Below are 13,990 nucleotides of genomic sequence, written 5' to 3' on the forward strand. Positions count from 1 at the left end.
AACGCTGTTTCGATGTGGGTGCTCCCCTCGTCGTCACGGTCGGGCGACTGACGTAGGGGTTGCCGGGAGCGCCTTGATCAGGCACTCCCGAAAGGTGACCACCATGAACACTCTGCGATTCACCGCGGGCGAACCCGCGGTGGAGATCACCCACGTCGCACCGAGGCTGTGGCACGCGCTCGACGACGACCGGGTCACCGGCCGCGCCGAGGCCACCACCCGCCCCGACGGACGGGTCTTCCTCAGCGTCGACGCCTGGCACCGCTCGGTTTTCGACCAGCTCGTCCACACGATGCTCACGACCCTGCCGGAACCGCTCCACACGGTGGTCGACGAAACCGACCACGAACTGCTGGCCGCCTGGCGCCAGGCCGGCTTGACGATCCGGCGGCGCGAGTGGGAGTACGTCGTGCCCACCGATCCGCGCGTCACCGGGCCGGCGCTCCCACCACCGGGCGTCACCCTCGTGCCCGCCGGGACCGCCGAAGATGGCCTGCTACGCGAGGTGGACCGCGTCGTCCGAGCCGAGGTCGAAGCGCGCGTCGGCTGGCAGGAAATGCCGGCCGAGGTGCTGGTCCGGCCCGGCGACACCATCATCGACCCGGCGAAGTACACCGCTGCGGCCGAAGAAGGCAAGTACGTGGGGCTGGTCCGCGTGGTCCAGGTGACGCGTCTGCCCCGCATCGGGCTGGTCGCCGTCCGCGCCTCCCGACAGCGTCGCGGCATCGCCCGCGCGCTGGTGGTCCACTCGCTCGGCGTCCTGCACGAGGCGGGGATCGAACGGGCGTCGGCCGAGGTGAACGAGGCCAACGAAGCGGCGACGGCGTTGTTCGAGGGCCTCGGCGCCCGGCGGGCCAACAGCACCTTGGAGCTGGTGCGCCATGGCCGGTAAGGACGGGATCGAAGTCGAAGGAACCGTGGTGGAGTGCCTGCGCGACGCCCGGTTCAAGGTCGAGCTGTCGAACGGGCACCACGTACTCGCCCACATCAGCGGCAAGATCAGGAAGAACTTCATCAAGATCGTGCCGTACGACCGGGTCCTGGTGGAGCTGAGCCCGTACGACCTGAACCGGGGCCGGATCCTGTTCCGGTACCGGAACTAGGGCCGGGACGTTCCCGTCGGCGAGCTGGTGCACCTCGGTGCGCCGGCCGCCGCGGGACCGTCCGAAGTGGACTCCCTGCCCCGGTTTGCCCGAACACACCACCGACCGGGGCAGGAAGCGCCCGAAGGTCAGACGTTCGCTTCCACGAACTGGTGGCCCTCGGTATTCTCGACCACGATCGAAGCGACCTGAGAGGGGTCGACGAGGGCGGAACCGTTGAGGTCCGCACCGTCGTGGACAGCCTTCTGGGACACGAGCCAGCCACCGGCGATTTCGCGGTCGCCGTTCTTGCTGACCACGATCAGGCGACACTTCTCGCCCGCCGGAATGCCCGTCACGGCGGCCTCGACGCGAACCCAGCCGGCGGCCGGGACGATGCTCGCGGTGAGCCGCGTTTCGCCCTCGGTGCCGCTGAGGAACTTCGTGCCGGGCACGGTGCTCGACGCGGTCGTCGGCACAGGTGCGGGCGGCGGCGGAACGGCGACGGCCGGGCCCGCGGGCGAACCCGCCTTCCCCACCACGACACCGACGCCCATCGCGGCCGCGGCGACCACGACGGCGGCCGTCGCGGCCAGGAACCGGCCACGCCCGGCCGAGCTGCGCGCTTCCGAACGCACCTGGCGCAGCGTGCGCTGCAGCAGCAGGTCGCCGCCCTCGGGCGGGCCGTCGAGCAGTGCCTCGGGCGGCACTTCGCCCAGGAACTCCTGCATCTCGCGCAGCGACTCGACCTCCGCGCGGCAGTCCGCGCAGCCGGCGAGGTGCGTCTCGATCGTCTGCTTCTCCTCCGCGGAGACGTCACCGGCGACGTAGCCGGCGAGGTCCGCGTGGTCGGGGAAGTCGCTGAACCCACTCATCTACGCCGCCCCCACCCGCTGATCCGCGAACTTCTCGCGCAATGCCCGTAAACCGTAATACGAGCGGGATTTCACCGTGCCCGCCGGGATTCCCAGCTGCTCGGCGGCCTCGGTCACCGTACGGCCGTGCAGGTACATCTGTTCCAGGACTTCGCGGTGCTCGGGCGAGAGGCCCTCGAGCGCCGAAAGGACCACCATCGAGTCCACGACGTGGTCGGCGTGGTCGTGCTCTACCGGCACGGTCGTGGGCGACTCCGCGACCTCCGCCGGACGCGCGTCACGCGCGCGGACCTTGTCGATCACCAGGTTGCGGACGACGGTCAGCAGCCAGCCGCGCACGGAACCCTTGCCGTTGACGAGGCTGTCCGGGTTGCGCCAGGCGCGCACCAGGGCCTCCTGCACCACGTCCTCGGCGGCCGCGCGGTCGTTGAGGAGTCTCGTGGCGTAGGCGAGCATCGCCTTTCCGTGCTCCTCGAACAACGAGCGGACGAGCGCCTCGTCGGCCACCTGCTGGCGGTGACGAGTCCTCAACCCGGCCATTCCGGACCACCCTCCCCGAACCGGCAAGATCACCCTTGCCCTGCTGCGCAGAACTGTAGGACAGCACCCGAGGCCGTCCGCACGAGGTGCGCGATCGGCGACCACCACCCACAGTGGCCGCTTTGCACCCCGCGACAGTCAACCCTTCCCCTGAACGGACGATTGCCATCACCGGGGGCAACCGACACCTTCGGCCACGGACGGTGCCCGTTCGTCCCCCTTCGGACCCGGTTTCGGTGCGCTCACCGACCTCGCCACCACGTTCAGTGACGAAGGCGACCCGCTCGTCCGGCCAGGCCCCGGCCGTCGCACTCAGCCGATCGGACCACTCACCGGGACGAGCGTCACCGTGGCCGTTTTGCCGCCTTGACCGGCGACCGTGACGCGCAGTTTGTCGCCCGGGTGGTGGGTGTCCATGAGGGCGATCAGCGCCGTCGCCGAGGTGACCGGTTTGTCGTCGATGCCCACCACGAGCAGGTTGGCCTTCAGGCCCAGTTTGGCCGCCGGCCCGCCCGCGACCACGGATTTGATGAGCGCGCCGGTGCCGTTGCCGCCGTCGACCACGGTGAGGCCGACGAACGCGCTGGGTCCGATGTGGATGGTGTCGGACGCCTTGCCCTCAAGGATGCGCTTCGCGATGTCGGCGGCTGTCGTGATGGGGATCGCAAAGCCCTCGTGCGGGCGCAGGCCCTCGTCGAACACGTAGCCGGCGTTCGCGGCCGTGTCGACGCCGATCACGTGGCCCTGGGTGTCGACCAGCGGTCCGCCGGAGTCGCCCGACTGGATGTCGGCGTCGACCTGCAGCAGGCCGGTGAGCGTCTCAGTGGCGCCGGTGATCTCGTCCGCCGCCGTGACCTGCCGCCCGAGCGCCGTGACCTTGCCCGGCGACGCGCTCGGCGGCCCACCCAGGCCGCCCGCGTTGCCGATCGCCACCACTCCGTCGCCGATCTTCACCGCGCCGGACTCGCCCAGCGTCGCCGTGACCAGTCCGGACGCGTCTTTCAGCTTGAGCAGGGCGATGTCGTGGCTGCGGTCGTAACCCAGCACGGTGGCGTCGTAGCCGCGGCCGTTGCCGACGTCGGTCACGTGCATCGAGGTGGCGCCCTCGACCACGTGGTTGTTGGTGAGCACCAGGCCGTCGTCGCTCAGCACGATGCCCGTGCCCGCCGCGCCGCCGCCCTCGAGCCCCAGCTCCACGTCGATGTCCACCACAGCGGGGCTGACCTTCGCGACCACCGACGCGACGTCGAACGCCGGCTGCGCCCGCACCTGGGCCACCGGCGGCGCGGGCGGCGTCTTCGGCCCCCAGGCGTAGTGCCCGACAGCGACGCCGACAAGCGCCAGCAGCACCACCAGTCCGAGTGAGATCAGCACGGCGCGCAGGGGCCGCTTGCGCCTCGGCGGCTCCTGCGGGTTCGGCGGCGGCGCCGGGACCTGCGGGACTGCCTCTTGCTGCTGGTGGGCCCACGGCGCACCGAGGGGGGCGTCGGTGTTCTGGCTCATCTTCGGTTCCCTGCCGCTCGCATCGGACAGCACACGTGCATTGTTCACACCGCCTCGATCGGGGAACAGTACTGGCAGGCCCGCCGGGGCGTGGGTTACGTTCGAAGTGATCTTCCCAGCCTGCTCCTCTTACCAGGTCGGCACACGCCGGCGGCTGTGCACTGGGATCACCGCCTCCGGCGCCCGACCGCCCGGCCGTCGGGAGTGCGGTGCGCTCACCGCTCTCCCGACGGCCCCGGGTCGCCAAAGTCCTTTGTGGACACTTTCGCCGATCCGCTGAATCCGCGGTCTGGTGCCTACTCGGGTGCGGACGTACCGTCCGAAGCGAGACCTGAGGAGAGGTGGGCCATGCCCGAACACTTCAAGATGCTCATCGGCGGTCACGCCGTCGACGCGATCAGCGGCAAGACGTTCGAATCCCGCAACCCCTACACCGGCCAACCCTGGGCCGTGCTCCCCGACGGCGGGCCCGAGGACGTCGACGCCGCCGTGCGCGCGGCCCGCGCCGCCCTCGACGGCGAGTGGGGCTCCGCGACGGGCTTCACCCGGGCCGCGCTGCTGCGCCGGCTGGGTGACCTGATCGGCGAGAACGCCGAACGGCTGGCCCGCCTCGAGGTCAACGACTCCGGCAAGCTCCTGCGCGAGATGCTCGGCCAGCTCACCGCCCTGGGCGGCTGGTACCACTACTTCGCCGGCCTGGCGGACAAGATCGAGGGGCGGCAGATCCCGTCGCCCAACCCGAACTACCTCGTGTACACGAAGCGTGAGCCGGTGGGGGTGGTCGCGGCGATCACTCCGTGGAACTCGCCGTTGCTGTTGCTGACGTGGAAGCTGGCGCCGGCACTGGCCGCCGGCTGCACTGTGGTGGTGAAGCCTTCGGAGCACGCGCCGGCGTCGACGCTGGGGTTCGCCGCTTTGGTCACGGAGGCCGGTTTTCCACCCGGGGTGGTGAATGTTGTCACGGGCCTTTCGCGCGAGACAGGTGCCTCCCTGGCCGGCCACCCCGGCGTGAACAAGGTCGCGTTCACGGGATCGACGGCGACGGGCCGGGCGGTTGCCCGGGCGGCGGCCGAGAACCTGGTGAAGGTGACCTTGGAGCTGGGCGGGAAATCGCCTCAGGTCGTGTTCCCCGACGCGGACCTGGAGGCGGCCGCGAACGGGATCGTGGCCGGCGTTTTCGCGGCCACCGGGCAGACGTGCATGGCGGGCTCGCGGTTGATCGTGCACGCGGACGTCCACGACGAGCTGGTGCGGTTGGTGGCCCGGCGCGCCGCCGCGATCCGGCTGGGCGATCCGACGGCGGCTGAGACCGAGATGGGGCCGGTCGCCAATGAGCCGCAGTACGAGAAGGTGTTGTCGTACCTGGAAACCGCGCGAGCCGAGGGTGTGACGGTCGCGTACGGCGGTGTCGCGGATCCCGGCTTGGGCGGGTTGTTCGTGCAGCCGACAGTGCTGACCGGGGTCACACCGGAGTCGACCGTTTACCGGGAAGAGGTGTTCGGGCCAGTTTTGGCCGCGTTGACGTTCACGGATGAGGACGAAGCGGTGAAGCTGGCCAACGACACGCCCTACGGGTTGGCTGGGGCGGTGTGGACCAAGGACGTGCACCGGGCGCATCGGGTCGCAGAGCGGATCCGGGCCGGGACGGTGTGGGTGAACGCCTATCGGGTGGTGGCTCCGTCAGTTCCGTTCGGGGGCTTCAAGAACTCCGGGCTGGGGCGGGAGAACGGGGTGCACGCGGTGGACGAGTACCTGGAGGAGAAGGCGGTCTGGGTGGAGTTGACCGGAGGGACACGGGACCCGTTCACGCTGGGTTGAGTCCATTGTGGATTGCGCTTCGAAAAGCCGGTGCGCCGGAGACTCGGGCCTGGCAGGATCTTCACGGTGTCCGGGACGATTGCGTGCGACGAGTCCGGTTCCGAGGGCGTGAACCTCATCGGGGCGAACACGGACGTCTTCGCGCACGCCGGCGTGCGGGTGGGCGTCGGGGCGGCCGCGGACTGCGTCGGGGAGCTTCGCGAACGAATCGGGTCACCGGCACTGGAGTACAAGGCGAACCACCTGCTGCGGGCCAAGAACCGGGCGGCGCTGGTGTGGCTGCTGGGACCGTCGGGGCCGCTGGCGGGGCGGGCCGGGGTCGTTCTGGTGGACAAGGCGTTGTTCGTCACCGGGAAGGTGGTGGACCTCCTCGTCGACCGGGTGCCCTACCCCGACTGCCTCGCGCGCCGGCCGGACTCCCGAGCGCTGGTGCTGCACCACGACGGCCCGCGGCTTTTTGGGCCGCGCTGGAGTGATTTCCTGCAGTCGTTCACCGCTCTGCTGCGAACCTCACAGCGGCGCGGCCCTGGGCTGGCGCCTTCCGAGTTCTTCGCTCAGCATGACGTGCTGAGTTCGCTCGCCCAGGTGCCGCAGTGCAGCGCTCGTCCGCCCACTGCCCCTTCGCCGGCGCAGCAGTGCTTGTCGCCCCATCTCGAGCACCTGCAGATCGAGCCGTGGGAGCAGCCCGGATCGATCAGCATCGAGTACACGCAGATCGAGCTGTGGGAGCAGCGCGAGTCAAACCACCCGCGGATCGACCCACCGCCTGCCCGCGAGCACCTGACCGCGCTACGAGAACAGCTGCGCGCGGACCCCTCGCTGGTACCACCACTCGACCCACTGATGCCGGCCCTCGTCGACACGGTCACCCACTGGCGCCCCACCACCGTCATCCACGACGAACAGCCCTCACTCACCCCCGCGCGCCTCGCCACTCTCTTCGGCCCCACCCCCGACATCCACTTCGTCGACTCCCGCGCCGACCCGCGCGTCCAACTCGCCGACTTCCTGGCCGGCGTCACCCGCCGCCTGGCCGAAAACGCCCTCCACCACCGCGGGGACCCCGAGCTCACCGCCCTGCTGCACCCCTACCTGCTCCCGACCTCAATCTGGGCCGGCCCGCTGTGAAGGGCAACGCCGTGGAGACTTTCGGACACTTCGCGAAGATCAGTCGGCCGGCCCGCGAGCGAACATCACCCGCCGCTTCCGGCTCGGCGGCTCGGCGGCTCGGTCCCTATCACGACACCATCGACTACACAAAGTCACGCCTCTGCGCAACGCCCACTGGGACTCCGGCCAGCAACCCGAGCGCGTCACGAAGGGACCGTTCGCGACGGCCGACATCAGCCGCAAAACCACCCCGGCCACCTGCCAAGACCGGTCAGCAACCCGAGCCCGTCGTGACCGGTCCAGCCACCGCCCGGATCAGTCGCGAGGCGTGACGATGTGGACCGCGGCCTCTTCGGCGGACGCGGCGCCGCCGTCGATGCCGGCGTCGGAGGCGTAGAGCTCTTCGTCGGTGTCCGGGCCGAAGCCCGCGTCTTGGGCGACGAGGCGGCCCGCGCGGGCGTCGCCGACTTCGTCGTCGAGGAGTTCGCCGTCGGTGTCGGTGGTGTCGCCGAGGTCGTCGCCGTCGTCGGACGCCAGGTCCGGCAGCTCGCGCGCGAGGCGGCCCTCCCAGCTTTCGCCGGCGAGCTCCTCCGCGGCGGTCATGCCCCACTCGCGCACAGCCAGCGGCTTCTCGGGCGGCGAGTAGCCCTCGTCGTACGGGTCGCCGTCCTCGAGGGTGTCTTCGGGGTCGAGCACGCCGGTGTCGGCGTTGTCCTCGATGTCGTCGTCCACGAACGGCTCCTCTCTCCGTACCCTCCGCGTGCAGATTACGCACCGCTGCCAGTGTCCCTCGACCGGTGGGTCCCGGCGAAGATCGCTACTCTCGGGCGCGCCTACGGAGGTGGAAGGGTCAGTGACAGAGTGGAGCGGGCCGACGTTGCTGGCCCTGTTCGCCGGGTTCGGGCTGGCGTTCGTGCTGGTGGTGCCCTACGCCGTGCTCAGCTACCGCCGCCGCGGCGAGTTCGGCCCGGGTCGCGCGATCGCGGCGCTGGGATTCCTCGTCTACTGCTGCGCGCTGATCACGTACACACTCATGCCGACGCCCGTCGTCGACGCCGCCTTCTGCGCGAGCCACGAGTCGCTGCGCCACCCCGTCGTGAACCCACTGCAGTTCCTTTCGGACATGAAGCAGTTCCACACCGGCCTGCTCAGCAACCCGGCACTGCGGCAGGTCCTGTTCAACATCGCGCTGTTCGTGCCATGGGGCGTGTTCATGCGCCGCCTGTACCGGAAGGGCCCGGCCTTCGCGATCGCCACCGGGTTCCTCGTGTCGCTCTTCATCGAGACCACGCAGCTCACGGGCGTCTGGTCCCTCGTCGACTGCCCCTACCGCCTCTTCGACACGGGGGACCTCCTCTCCAACACCATCGGCGCCACGGTCGGCGCCCTGGCTGCTCCGGTGCTCGGCCGCCCCCACGAACGCCTCGACGCGAAGGCCCCGCGCCCCGTCCGCAGCGGGCGTCGCCTGTTCGGCATGCTGCTGGACCTCATCGCGGTGACGCTGCTCGGCGTGGCGCTGAACGTGGTCGTGGTCGCCATCCAGCTCCTGCGCGACCCGGACAGCCTTCGTGGTCCGGGCAATCCCGTCGTGAACGCGGTGCTCGGTGAGTGGTTGCCTGCGTTGGTCTTGCTGTTGGCGGTCCCCCTGGCAGGGAATGGCGCGACGCCTGGGCAGCGCGCGGTGCTCCTGACGGTGGTGAACGCTGCTGACGAGAAGCCTTCTGTGCTGCAGATGGTGCTGCGGTTCGTCTTCGGGTCGGGCGGGTATTTCGTCGCGCTGGGGGTCGCTACGGCCAGCGCGCAACCGTCGACGTCGACTGGCGTGTGGATCGTGGTCAGCGGCCTGTTCGCGATCTTCACGCGCGGGCATCGCGGGCTGACGGGGTTGTTGGCGAAGCTGCGGGTTGTGGATGCTCGGCGCGAGAGGGAACGGGAGCGGGTTTCGGCCTGACTCGCTCAGCCCGGCCTGCAGCTCCCAGCCCCTCGACCGGACCGAGCGGGTGGCAAACACCACCACGCCCGGCTCCACCGCGACTCGTGCCGCTCGCGGCCGTGCTGACACTCCACGCTTCATCCGTCTACATAGGACTCCTCAAGGCGGCGTCCGCCGCCCAGACAAGCCGGATCCGGGAGCTGTGAGCAGTCAGCCGGAGTACGCCTCCAGTTCCACAATCCGCGAATACGCATGATCATTCGAATCCAACGCCACGATCTGCACCCCATCGGCCTGCACTGCCGGGAACGTGGACGTCACCGAACCCGAAGTGTTGCCCCGCACCGAAGCCACCGTCACCCAGGCGCCGGCCACGTGGGCCTGGACGTCGAAGTCGCGGAGGCCGTACTTCGCGGCCGGGTACTTCGTGGAGTCCAGGGTGTCGGTGACGACACGGCCGACCGCAGCAGGAGCGGGCAGGGTCACGGCGTAGTTGTCCGGGAAGGCCGATTTCGTGCCGTCGTTCCAGCCCGTGGTGGTGGACCAGTGGTTGCCGTCCGCGTCTCCGTCGACGGCGCCGCACGGCGAGAAGCTGCCGTTGGTCGACGACGGGGTGGCTTGTTCGCCGAGGAGGAGGTTGTCGCCGGGGCCCTTGGGAGGTAAGGGAAGGACGTCGACCGGGACGGACAACCGGGCGCGGTCGGAAGACAAGCTCACCGTGTAGTGGCCGGGGTGAGCCGACCGCGGCACGGTGACGCCGACCCGAACCGAAACCGGTTGGCCGACCGGCAGCCAGGACGAGAAGACCCGCCGGTCGAGAACCAGAGGCCGCGGCGCGGAAAGCTCCATGTCCGCGTATACCGGGCCGCTTCCGTTGTTCGTCATGCCGACGGTGAGGGCGCTCGGCAGGCAAGGTAGGCCGACGACCTGGATCTGCCCAGGGGTGGCGGACAGCGCCAAAGCGGGCGCGGCCGGGCTGCTCTGGGCGGCGGTCGCCAGTGCCACGCCGAGCACGACAGCGCCGGCGGCCACCGCGAGGTGACGTCGCTGCATGGGAGAACTCCTGTCAGTGGACGTGGATGGCGGGGACGCGGTCTTCGACGGTGAGCTTGGCGCGCGTGGTGACCTTGCCGTCGCGGATGGAGACCTTGTCGACTACGCGGTAGTCGGCGGTCCACTCGCGCGGGGTGACTTCGCAGCGCACGTAGCCGCGCTGGAAGTTGCCGAACTTCACGTGCGGGTTCTCGTCGAGGATCGTCTGGCCCCCGGCGTCGAGGTCCATGCCGTCCTGGCCCGACGTGATCGACGTGCCGACGAACTCCGTCGCCACCACCGGCGAGCTCGGGTCCGCGTAGTCCGGTCGCAGCTCCGAAGCGACGCTGCGGTGCAGGTCGCCCGCGATGCTCACCAGGTTGCGCACCTTGCGGTCCTGCGCGCCGCCGAGGATGCGCTTGCGGGAGGCGACGTAGCCGTCCCACGTGTCCATCGGCACGAGCACGGGCGGGCCGGCGGCGGTGTCGAGCTGCGCGATCGCGGTCTGGTGCGCGAGCACCTCCCAGCGCGCGGAGTGCTGCGCCATGCCGTCGAGCAGCCACTTCTCCTGCGCGGCACCGGTGATCGTGCGGTTCGGGTCGAGCGAGTCCGGGTTCGGGGCTTTGGTGCCGTCGCCCGCGGCCTGGTCGTCGCGGTACTGGCGGGTGTCGAGCACGTTGAAGCGGATCAGGTCGCCGTACTGGAACCGGCGGTACATCTGGATGTCCGGACCGTTGGGCAGCTGCGTCGTGCGCACGGGCTGGTGCTCCCACCACGCGCGGAACGCGTTGGCGCGCCGTACGAGGAACTGCGCGACGGGGTCGTTGTTCTCGGAGATGTCGCCGGCCCAGTTGTTCTCGACCTCGTGGTCGTCGATCGTGACGATCCACGGCGCGGCGGCGTGCGCGGCCTGCAGGTCGGGGTCGGTCTTGTAGAGGGCGTAGCGGCCGCGGTAGTCGTCGAGCGTCGTGGTCTCGCGCTGGAAGTCCACGGCCATGTCCTGCTTGCGCAGCCCGCCGTCGGCACCCACGCCGTACTCGTAGATGTAGTCGCCGAGGTGGAACACGACGTCGTGGTCCTTCGACGCCATGTCGCGGTAGGCGGTGTAGAAGCCCTCGTACCAGGCCTGGCAGCTCGCGTACGCCAGCGAGACGGCGGGCACCGACTGGTGCGCGGTCGGCGACGTGCGGGTGCGGCCGACCGGGCTGGTGTGCCCGCCGACGTGGAAGCGGTAGAAGTAGTGCCGCCACGGCCGCAGCCCGCGGACGTCCACGTGCACGCTGTGCGACTCCTCGCGCCGGGCGAGCGAATTGCCGGAGCGAACGACGCGGCGGAACCGTTCGTCCTCGGCGACCTCCCAGCGCACCGACACCGGGCGGTCGTTCAAGCCGCCGAACGGTTCGAGCGGCTTCGGCGCCAGGCGTGTCCAGATCACGACCGCGTCGGGTAGCGGGTCGCCGGAGGCAATGCCGAGCGTGAACGGGTAGCCGGGCACTCGGTCGGTGTCCACGGTGGTGGCGCCGGAGGCGGTGATGCCGGGCAGCGTGCCGGCGAGCGCCAGAGCGGCGGCGGCTCCGGTGACGGTGAGGAACTTGCGTCGCGTCGGGTTTTCCACGTCGCTCCGATCCAGTGCGGTCCCGGCGGCGCTCGTGCCCGCGGGAGGGCGGACGGCCGCACGGTGCGGCACGTGAGTTGTGCTCACCGTCGGCGGCTTCCCCAGTTCGCTTCCTCGCCGGTGGAGCGGTTTTTGAAACGTATCAAGACGGGACGTTTCGCGCGTGGTTCGTCCCGCGCTGGGCACGTTATCCGGCTGTCGGCGCGCCGTGAACGATCACGGCGGTGAATTCGAGCTGAAGTCTGGGGAAGGTTGTCAGAGGTAGCGCTGAGTGACCATCGGAGACGACAAATAGCGCCACCGGAATTGTTGTCCGGTGACACTATTTGTGGTTCTGTCAGATCAGACGAACAACACGCAGCTGGCCTTGTTGTCGAAGTTGTTGTTCGAGAAGTCGGTGTCCACCGAGTTCTTCTTGGCCTCGTAGCCCTGGTTGCCGCCGCAGTTGCTGGAGTCGTAGAGTTTCACGACGTGGCTCGTGTTGTTCTTCATCGAGCTGGCACCGTTGGTGACGAATCCGTTGCCGCCCGCCCACGCGGTCTTGGACAGGTCGATCGCGCCCGCACGGTAGGAGAACTCGATGTGCTGGCCCTTGTAGTCGTCGTCCTCGAACAGGCAGAAGTGCCCGGAGGCGCAGGTTCCGGCCGCACTGGCGGACGGCGCCAGCGCGAGCATCGAGCCGGCGTCCACGAGCACGCCGAGGACCAGCGAAATGTGCTTCTTCATTCAATCGCCTTTCGATGGATAAACCCGGCCGACGGGCCGGATCCGAATAGGCGGGAACGTCCCCAGACGCGTATGGCGAACTTCCCCAGAACTCCCGCCAGTGCGAAAACTATAGCGATCATTGTTCGGAGCACACCGCCGAAGTGGTAACCGTCACCGACCAGTCGGTATGGTGTTTCGGTGATCGGGAAAAAGTGGCCCGCCGCCTTCGCTGAGTGTGACGCTCGGTGGGGTGGTGTCGCATTCCCGCCAGGTTTTGTCGGTGCCGCCGGGCAGACTGGCGGGCGTGTACGAGGACATCGAACGCTGCGTGCGCGCGGTGCAGTCGAAGGACGCCCGGTTCGACGGGTGGTTCTTCACCGCCGTCGTCACCACCGGTATCTACTGCCGGCCGAGCTGCCCGGTCGTGCCGCCGAAGGTCGAGAACATGCGCTTCTACGGCAGCGCGGCGGCGGCGCAGACGGCCGGGTTCCGCGCGTGCAAGCGCTGCCGGCCAGACGTCACGCCGGGATCGCCGCTGTGGAACGAGCGCGCCGACGTGGTCGCGCGCGCCATGCGGCTGATCGCCGACGGGGTGGTCGACCGCGAGGGCGTGGGCGGGCTCGCGGCGCGGCTCGGGTACAGCGTGCGGCAGGTCGAGCGGCAGGTGTACGCCGAGCTGGGCGCCGGCCCGCTGGCGCTCGCGCGAGCCCAGCGCGCCGAAACCGCGCGGCTGCTGGTCGAGACCACCGAGATGCCGATGGGCGACATCGCGCACGCCGCGGGGTTCTCGAGCATCCGGGCGTTCAACGACACCGTGCGCCAGGTCTTCGCCCTGACACCGAGCGAGCTGCGGTCGCGGGCGTCCGGCGCGCCGTCCTCGCCGGGGGCGCTGTCGTTGCGCCTGCCGTTCCGCGCGCCGCTGTGCCCGGACAACCTCTTCGGCCACTTGGCGGCCACCGCCGTGCCGGGCGTCGAGGAATGGCGCGACGGCGCGTACCGGCGCACCCTGCGCCTGCCGCACGGCCACGGCATCGTCTCGCTGGCGCCGACACCCGACCACATCGCGTGCCGCCTCGGCCTCACCGACCTGCGCGACCTGTCGGCCGCCATCAGCCGCTGCCGGCGCCTCCTGGACCTCGACGCGGATCCCATCGCGGTCGATGCCCAGCTCTCCTCGGATCCGGCGCTGGCCCCGTTGGTCGCGAAGAACCCCGGGCGCCGGGTGCCGCGTACGACGGATCCGGCGGAGTTCGCGATCCGGGCGGTGCTGGGGCAACAGGTGTCCACCGCCGCGGCCCGCACCCACGCCGCCCGCCTGGTCACGGCCCACGGCACGCCCGTCGACGACCGTGAGGGCGGCCTGGGTTTTCTCTTTCCCACTCCGGCCGATCTTGCGGATCTGGATCCTTCGTCGCTCGCGATGCCACAGTCTCGCCGTCGGACGCTGCTGAGCCTCATCGCCACCCTCGCCGCGGGCGACCTCGACCTTTCGCCGGGCGGAGACTGGGCTCGCGCCCGGGCCGAGCTGTCGGCGCTGCCGGGATTCGGGCCGTGGACCGTGGAGACCATCGCGATGCGGGCGCTGGGCGATCCGGATGCGTTTGTGCCAACGGACTTGGGGGTGAAGCTGGCGGCTGCGGCGCTGGATCTGCCGACGTCGCCTTCGGCGCTGACGCGGCATGCTTCCGTTTGGCAACCGTGGCGGGCCTACGCGGTGCAGTACCTCTGGGCGACGGGTGATCATCCGATCAACTACCTGCCGGCCTAGGGGTGC

The 13,990-nt window shown here is 70.0% G+C and carries 13 protein-coding genes; 6 read left to right on the top strand and 7 right to left on the bottom strand.

Translation table 11 applies throughout. From position 1 onward, the window contains the following. The first annotated feature begins 103 nt into the window (after nucleotides 1-103). The gene (locus ABZU76_RS47010) at nucleotides 104-892 is read left to right on the top strand and encodes a GNAT family N-acetyltransferase (protein WP_354883580.1); all 789 of its coding nucleotides are present in this window, start codon (nucleotides 104-106) and stop codon (nucleotides 890-892) included. Beyond that, nucleotides 882-1,103, top strand: coding sequence for a translation initiation factor IF-1 (gene infA, locus ABZU76_RS47015; protein WP_354883583.1), 222 nt, complete (start codon nucleotides 882-884; stop codon nucleotides 1,101-1,103). Before ABZU76_RS47010 ends, infA begins: the two co-directional genes overlap by 11 nt. A gap of 128 nt (nucleotides 1,104-1,231) precedes the next feature. Here the strand turns inward: infA and ABZU76_RS47020 are convergent, their stop codons facing one another. The 3 genes from ABZU76_RS47020 to ABZU76_RS47030 all read right to left on the bottom strand — a co-directional run bounded on the left by ABZU76_RS47020 (nucleotide 1,232) and on the right by ABZU76_RS47030 (nucleotide 4,000). Further along, complete coding sequence (locus tag ABZU76_RS47020; protein ID WP_354883587.1) at nucleotides 1,232-1,957, bottom strand: zf-HC2 domain-containing protein; 726 nt, start codon at nucleotides 1,955-1,957, stop codon at nucleotides 1,232-1,234. Beyond that, nucleotides 1,958-2,497, bottom strand: a complete 540-nt coding sequence (locus ABZU76_RS47025) for a sigma-70 family RNA polymerase sigma factor (protein WP_220243543.1) — start codon at nucleotides 2,495-2,497, stop codon at nucleotides 1,958-1,960. A 312-nt stretch (nucleotides 2,498-2,809) separates the two neighbouring features. Next, entirely contained in the window at nucleotides 2,810-4,000 is a 1,191-nt protein-coding gene (locus ABZU76_RS47030) for a trypsin-like peptidase domain-containing protein (RefSeq protein ID WP_354883591.1), read from the bottom strand. 348 nt (nucleotides 4,001-4,348) lie between these two features. Between ABZU76_RS47030 and ABZU76_RS47035 the strand changes: the two genes are divergently transcribed. After that, nucleotides 4,349-5,818: an aldehyde dehydrogenase gene (locus tag ABZU76_RS47035; RefSeq protein ID WP_354883593.1), complete on the top strand. Its 1,470-nt coding sequence runs from the start codon at nucleotides 4,349-4,351 to the stop codon at nucleotides 5,816-5,818. 66 nt (nucleotides 5,819-5,884) lie between these two features. Further along, the gene (locus ABZU76_RS47040; protein WP_354883596.1) at nucleotides 5,885-6,946 is read left to right on the top strand and encodes a DUF3800 domain-containing protein; all 1,062 of its coding nucleotides are present in this window, start codon (nucleotides 5,885-5,887) and stop codon (nucleotides 6,944-6,946) included. A gap of 297 nt (nucleotides 6,947-7,243) precedes the next feature. On the opposite strand, the gene ABZU76_RS47045 is transcribed toward ABZU76_RS47040, so the two are convergent. Continuing rightward, nucleotides 7,244-7,660 carry a DUF5709 domain-containing protein gene (locus ABZU76_RS47045; RefSeq protein WP_220243547.1) on the bottom strand — a complete coding sequence of 139 codons (417 nt, stop codon included), beginning with the start codon at nucleotides 7,658-7,660 and terminating at the stop codon, nucleotides 7,244-7,246. 121 nt (nucleotides 7,661-7,781) lie between these two features. On the opposite strand from ABZU76_RS47045, the gene ABZU76_RS47050 reads away from it, so the two are divergent. Beyond that, nucleotides 7,782-8,879 carry a VanZ family protein gene (locus tag ABZU76_RS47050; RefSeq protein ID WP_354883599.1) on the top strand — a complete coding sequence of 366 codons (1,098 nt, stop codon included), beginning with the start codon at nucleotides 7,782-7,784 and terminating at the stop codon, nucleotides 8,877-8,879. Nucleotides 8,880-9,071: 192 nt separating this feature from the next. Here the strand turns inward: ABZU76_RS47050 and ABZU76_RS47055 are convergent, their stop codons facing one another. The 3 genes from ABZU76_RS47055 to ABZU76_RS47065 form a co-directional block, all read right to left on the bottom strand. Continuing rightward, nucleotides 9,072-9,914 (bottom strand): hypothetical protein, encoded by an 843-nt coding sequence (locus ABZU76_RS47055; RefSeq protein ID WP_354883602.1) that lies wholly within the window; start codon nucleotides 9,912-9,914, stop codon nucleotides 9,072-9,074. A gap of 13 nt (nucleotides 9,915-9,927) precedes the next feature. Continuing rightward, nucleotides 9,928-11,595 carry an alkaline phosphatase D family protein gene (locus tag ABZU76_RS47060; RefSeq protein WP_354883605.1) on the bottom strand — a complete coding sequence of 556 codons (1,668 nt, stop codon included), beginning with the start codon at nucleotides 11,593-11,595 and terminating at the stop codon, nucleotides 9,928-9,930. A 255-nt stretch (nucleotides 11,596-11,850) separates the two neighbouring features. Next, nucleotides 11,851-12,234: a peptidase inhibitor family I36 protein gene (locus ABZU76_RS47065; RefSeq protein WP_354883608.1), complete on the bottom strand. Its 384-nt coding sequence runs from the start codon at nucleotides 12,232-12,234 to the stop codon at nucleotides 11,851-11,853. Nucleotides 12,235-12,520: 286 nt separating this feature from the next. On the opposite strand from ABZU76_RS47065, the gene ABZU76_RS47070 reads away from it, so the two are divergent. Continuing rightward, nucleotides 12,521-13,984 (top strand): AlkA N-terminal domain-containing protein, encoded by a 1,464-nt coding sequence (locus ABZU76_RS47070; RefSeq protein ID WP_354883610.1) that lies wholly within the window; start codon nucleotides 12,521-12,523, stop codon nucleotides 13,982-13,984. Nucleotides 13,985-13,990 lie beyond the last annotated feature (6 nt).

Source organism: Amycolatopsis sp. NPDC005232 (genome assembly GCF_040607795.1).
Taxonomy (GTDB): domain Bacteria; phylum Actinomycetota; class Actinomycetes; order Mycobacteriales; family Pseudonocardiaceae; genus Amycolatopsis.

Excerpts from the sequence above, each read along its gene's own strand:
- ABZU76_RS47030 (WP_354883591.1), bottom strand. The coding sequence starts at position 4,000 with ATGAGCCAGAACACCGACGCCCCCCTCGGTGCGCCGTGGGCCCACCAG.
- ABZU76_RS47020 (WP_354883587.1), bottom strand. The coding sequence starts at position 1,957 with ATGAGTGGGTTCAGCGACTTCCCCGACCACGCGGACCTCGCCGGCTAC.
- infA (WP_354883583.1), top strand. The coding sequence starts at position 882 with ATGGCCGGTAAGGACGGGATCGAAGTCGAAGGAACCGTGGTGGAGTGC.
- ABZU76_RS47055 (WP_354883602.1), bottom strand. The coding sequence starts at position 9,914 with ATGCAGCGACGTCACCTCGCGGTGGCCGCCGGCGCTGTCGTGCTCGGC.
- ABZU76_RS47035 (WP_354883593.1), top strand. The coding sequence starts at position 4,349 with ATGCCCGAACACTTCAAGATGCTCATCGGCGGTCACGCCGTCGACGCG.
- ABZU76_RS47010 (WP_354883580.1), top strand. The coding sequence starts at position 104 with ATGAACACTCTGCGATTCACCGCGGGCGAACCCGCGGTGGAGATCACC.
- ABZU76_RS47025 (WP_220243543.1), bottom strand. The coding sequence starts at position 2,497 with ATGGCCGGGTTGAGGACTCGTCACCGCCAGCAGGTGGCCGACGAGGCG.
- ABZU76_RS47065 (WP_354883608.1), bottom strand. The coding sequence starts at position 12,234 with ATGAAGAAGCACATTTCGCTGGTCCTCGGCGTGCTCGTGGACGCCGGC.